The following is a 5,271-nucleotide window of genomic DNA, read 5'->3' on the forward strand; positions in this document are numbered from 1 at the left end:
CCCGTTAGCCATCCATGAAGCGAGAAAATCGGCGCTTCACCACAGAGAATGAAAATGGTTCCGAACCGTCAATACTGATTCTACGGCTGGAAGAGGAAGGTCGCTGAACTATGGTGCGTTAGAGCCCATCCGTTAGTCTGACTCCACCGACCACGGTGCACCACTGACTGTAGCTCCCTTACGGGAAGCACACATGGTAGATTAATCCTATTCTGGTTGATGCACCAGCCTCTATTTTAAGTTTGCCGTAGAAAGGATGTCTTCAATGGATATAGTCATTGAAAGAGCTTGTGGTATGGATGTCCATAAGGACAACATTACTGCCTGTATTATCACTCCAAATGGAAAGGAGATTCAAACATTCTCCACCAAAACTGTATTTCTATTACAATTGGTGGACTGGGTAAAACAACATGGCTGTACCCATGTGGCCATGGAGAGCACGAGTGTCTATTGGAAACCCATCGTGAATTTACTGGAAGCTGAGGATATCGAGTTTTTAGTGGTGAATGCCCAACACATGAAGGCCGTTCCGGGACGCAAAACAGATGTTAAGGATGCCGAATGGATTGCCAAACTGCTTCGACACGGACTACTTAAAGCAAGCTATATTCCCGACCGGAATCAACGAGAACTGCGCGAGCTGGTTCGTTATCGCCGAAGCATCATTGAAGAGCGAGCCAGACAACATAACCGAATCCAAAAGGTGTTGGAAGGCGCAAACATTAAGCTGGGTTCTGTTGTTTCGGATGTACTAGGTGTTTCGGCAAGGGATATGCTTGACGCAATCGCAGATGGAGAAGATGATCCTGAGAAACTAGCAAACTTCGCTCGACGCACCATGAAAAAGAAGAAGGAAGAACTTGAACTGGCTTTAAAAGGTTATATTAACTCCCATCAAAGGTTAATGTTAAAAACCATTTTGGGCCATATTGACTTTCTTACTGAACAAATTGAGATGCTCGATCAAGAAGTCGCGAAAAGAGTAAGCTCTAATCAAGAGGATGTAGAAATACTTGATTCCATTCCAGGCATTGCGACGCGGATGGCTGAACAGATCCTTTCTGAAATAGGAACGGATGTAAAAAAGCAGTTCCCAACTGCAGCCCACATGTGTTCGTGGGCGGGTTTAGTTCCAGGACAGAATGAAAGTGCAGGGAAAAGGAAATCGGCTAAAACAAAAAAAGGAAACAAATATTTAAGGTCGGCGTTAACTGAGGCAGCTCATTCCGTAAGGGGATCCAAAAACTATCTCGGAGCACTGTATAGGCGTACAGCCTCACGAAAAGGCAAGAAACGTGCTGGAATCGTAGTCGCTCACGCTATGTTACGTATCTCTTATTATCTCTTAACGCGTAAAGAAATGTATGTAGACTTAGGCGAAGACTACTTTGATAAGCAGAGACAACAATCGATTGTCAGGCATTCACTGAGACGACTAGAAAGCTTAGGATACATTGTTAAGTTAGAAGAACCTAAAGCATCTTAAACCAGTCCGTCCAATTACCATTGATCAAATAATTTGGCGCTCTCCCTTTTTAAAAAACGAACGAGCTGCGTCTTCTTAAGTATTGCCTTTTTTACAGAATCGCAGAAGTTAATTTTCATGGTAGCTCAATAAGAAAGCTGCAGAATCGGCAGCTAAAATTGGTGTATTTACTTTGTTATCTACCTACTAATAATTCCATCCTTACTATACACTCTTCGACTTTTTGTATTTTCCTCCATCCATTCATCCAACGATTTTTTGGAAAATACATACTCATTATAGACTTTTGAATAAGGAAACATCATTCCTGAAAATGTTCCCGATTCTTCTAAGAATCTTTCTTCTTGGCTTATTATCTTTTTTATTGAATCCTCACTTAAATTTAAATATTTGGCGGTCTCAGATAGTGACAAAATCTCTTCGACTTCAATACTTTTAACAACATCCTGTTTAAGGGTATTTCCAATCCAGTAGCCGCTCACTAAAATACAAACGGATAATAAAACAATTGCATACTCTATTTTCATTTGTTTGCCCCTCTGCTCCTTAGGTTTATTGGTAATACTTGTATATTCGTTCAAATTTTAATTATTCCTTCTTGAACTAACCTGCCCCGTATGTTCAATAAGGAATTCAACAAAAAGGCCGCTAATCCTGCTGGACTAACGCACCGATTAAATTAGTTATTTTGTCTTAATTAAAAAGAACAAGAACCGATAAGGTTCTTATTTAAATCCCGTTCCAAGTGGGAGAAATGAATGTGTCCTTATAACATAAACAACCGCAAACTATTAGTGCACTGATAGGAGCGGAAATAGGGGTACAGTGCTTCCACAAACATGCCCATTTGTTGAAGAAGATGGATACTTAAGGCGGATTATTTACTCCACCATTTGTCTGTCTTAACATCTTCTGGCATGCAAACCGCCAAATAAAATGGAAACAGTTAACTAGGTAAATTAAGGGTACTTAAAGGGTATTCCTATAAAGAAGTGAAAACAAACTGCATATTTAAAAGTACAATCATACTTGCAAACTAAAAGGCTAAAGGGGCCGTATAACATGAGGACAATAAGACGGATTAATGCAGTGGATGAAAAGATAATACATTCCAACTTGAACTACCGTGTAAAGGGATTGAAACTGGCTGCTCTCCTGCGTGAGATGGAAAGAGATTATGAAATACCAGCGACTGGAGACAGAAGATGGGAAGAAGAAAATCAAGACATTTTCGCCTTATATTCCAAGATTAAATTCAGCATAGAAATAAAAAAACCTGCTCCAAATAAGGAGCAGGTTTAAATTAGCGTGGAATCACGATTTTTTGTCCAATATACAGGTATTTCGTCGGGTCTAGATTGTTCACTTTCACGATGGCATCAACTGTTGTTCCATATTTCACGCTTATTTTCCAAAGTGTGTCACCGCTCGCAACTGTATGTATGACAGGCTGGGCAAGCGGTGGTTGTGGAGTTGTTGATGATGGGATCGTTATTTTTTGGCCGATATACAAATACTTGGCTGGGTCAAGATTATTTGCCCTCACAATGGCGTCAATTGTTGTGTTATACTTCTGGGCAACTTTCCACAAAGTATCTCCCGATTGTACAGTGTGGATGACCGGTTGTTGAACTGGTTCAGGTGAACCTGCCGCAGGTACTTTTAACTTTTGCCCAATATATAGATACTTGTTAGGATCAAGATTATTCAGAGCGACAATTTGCGAAATGGTAGTATTGAATTTAGTTGCAATTTTCCAAAGAGTATCTCCGCTTGCCACAGTGTATTCCACAGTGTTTGGAACGGATGGTGCAGCAGTTTCAGCAACAATTTCCACATCACTTGCGTTGATTGTTCCTGATACACCTTCTTTGACAAGTACCTGGTACTGTCCATTCTCGAGAGTTTCGGAGATTAACGGGAAGGTATCACCTTTAAAAGCGGTATAGCCCTGCCCCATTGGATATACAGAAAGTTTCGCGGCCTCGGCAGTCACTCTTACTCGTTTTTCAGGCTGGAGAGCTTTAAATGCATAACCGCCTTCCACCCTCACTGAGTCCGAAAAAGAGATATAGCCTGTATTCGCTCCTTCGATTACCATAACTTTAATGAAATAGTTTCCGTTAACGGCTTTGCCACCCATGGATTCAGTTCCATCCCATACAAATGTATTGACTCCAGCATCCAAGGACTGCTGGGTAATGACACTGTTCATATGGCTGCCTGCCGCAGTTGCAATATAAACGGATACTTTTGCCGGCTCAGCCAATGTCAGTTGTCCAGTGACACTGTCATTGACACCATCACCGTCCGGGCTGATGACATCGGAAGTAAAGGCCGCGTCAGTAACAACCTCTTTCAGTCTTGTTAACGGAATATTATAATCGCCATCTTTTATAGTTATAGTGCCAACTTTTTGAGCCGACTGTGTGGTTGCCGGATAATTATATGCTGTCTCAATATATTTAAAGTTGACTTCATACGTTCCGTCCGCCACAATCCGGCCTGCTTTATCTGTTCCGTTCCAGTTAACGGAATGGCTGCCAGGCTGCAGCTTCATTTTACTCCCCGCAAAAACTTCGGAACCATTTTGCCAGATACTTAGCTGGACTTCCGCAGGACGATTCAAATTGAACGTAATCTGCTCCGTTTCGGCTCCTCCGTATTTTGGAGAGAAAACTGGGTTCATTGACACCCCGTCTATCAATTGCTTTGGATTTAGCTCTGCAACAACCTTTAGTTTGCCAAGCGGATACCCCTGCATTTGATTGTACCCCTCGTCTTGCAAATAGCCCTTCAGTTGGTATTCACCTGGAGGGAGAGGAGCTTTCTTTACATCATCCCATGGCACCCAGTCTACTTTATGAACGGTTTTAAAATCTGTAGTAGACAGGTTTATCTTTGCTTGAACGCCATTGCCTACTGCTAAAATATGTCCGCGGGTTGGTTCACTTGTTTCTAGATTAAAAGAAACGTACCCAGGTACACTATTTCCTTGATAAGCGACCGTCCCCGTTGACTGGCTGAAGGAAGTGACTTCCGCCATCGCAGAAGCGAAATGCGGGAATGCTATCACAACTGCAACGAAAGAAAGTATTAAGATTCTGAAACATCTAGTTGTCACTCTTGTTTTTCCCTACCTTCTATTAAAATGTTATATCACAAAAATATCATATTCGTTTATCGAGCTTTCAACAACGCTAAATTTTTTCCATAAAGGAATCATTGTTCAGCCCATTGTTCAGCCCTTATAAAACTCCGGGAAAACCTGATTAATGACTGCCTGGACCTACCCCGTTTGTTTAATAACAACTTCTTTATAATAAGTGATACTCCTTCCGAACCAACGCTCCATAAACGATCCATAAAAAAATCCCCCTTCACTTTTCAAAGGGGGTTGTTTCAAAGTCAGCAATAGCTGCAGTTAAAAAAACTATTTCTTCGTTAATCTGTTCTTTGTAAAATGGGTTAGAACACCTTTTATATTCCATAAGCAGCCGATTAAGTTCCCTCATGAAGAGGAATTGTTCCTGTTCCCACACTTGCTTCGCCTCACTGTTGCTACTTTTATTCAATTTCAAGTACCCTATTTTGTAATCGCTGAAACCAAATCCACATACATAATTTTATTTCAACCAACCCTTATTTAACTAACCTCCCTCAATAAAAGAAGCGAAAACGCCAATTTACTCATGTTTTCTTAGAATTTCATAGCTGTTAACTAATCAATAAATAGCTTTATAGCTGGAGGATCTTCACTTGAAAGGATTTTTTTGGACAGA

4 protein-coding genes are annotated in these 5,271 nt (G+C 41.0%); 2 read left to right on the forward strand and 2 right to left on the reverse strand.

Annotated features, from left to right (window positions below; all coding sequences use genetic code 11):
- Window positions 1-265 precede the first annotated feature (265 nt).
- Window positions 266-1,489, forward strand: a complete 1,224-nt coding sequence (locus tag ACH0QE_RS02050; protein WP_415799078.1) for an IS110 family transposase — start codon at window positions 266-268, stop codon at window positions 1,487-1,489.
- A gap of 179 nt (window positions 1,490-1,668) precedes the next feature.
- On the opposite strand, the gene ACH0QE_RS02055 is transcribed toward ACH0QE_RS02050, so the two are convergent.
- Window positions 1,669-2,070, reverse strand: coding sequence for a helix-turn-helix domain-containing protein (locus tag ACH0QE_RS02055; RefSeq protein ID WP_415799079.1), 402 nt, complete (start codon window positions 2,068-2,070; stop codon window positions 1,669-1,671).
- A gap of 481 nt (window positions 2,071-2,551) precedes the next feature.
- On the opposite strand from ACH0QE_RS02055, the gene ACH0QE_RS02060 reads away from it, so the two are divergent.
- Window positions 2,552-2,791, forward strand: a complete 240-nt coding sequence (locus tag ACH0QE_RS02060; protein WP_415799080.1) for a hypothetical protein — start codon at window positions 2,552-2,554, stop codon at window positions 2,789-2,791.
- 1 nt (window position 2,792) lies between these two features.
- On the opposite strand, the gene ACH0QE_RS02065 is transcribed toward ACH0QE_RS02060, so the two are convergent.
- Window positions 2,793-4,613 (reverse strand): LysM peptidoglycan-binding domain-containing protein, encoded by a 1,821-nt coding sequence (locus ACH0QE_RS02065; RefSeq protein ID WP_415799081.1) that lies wholly within the window; start codon window positions 4,611-4,613, stop codon window positions 2,793-2,795.
- Between the last annotated feature and the right edge of the window lie 658 nt (window positions 4,614-5,271).

The sequence above is a fragment of the Mesobacillus sp. genome, assembly GCF_047739415.1.
Lineage (GTDB): Bacteria > Bacillota > Bacilli > Bacillales > Cytobacillaceae > Mesobacillus.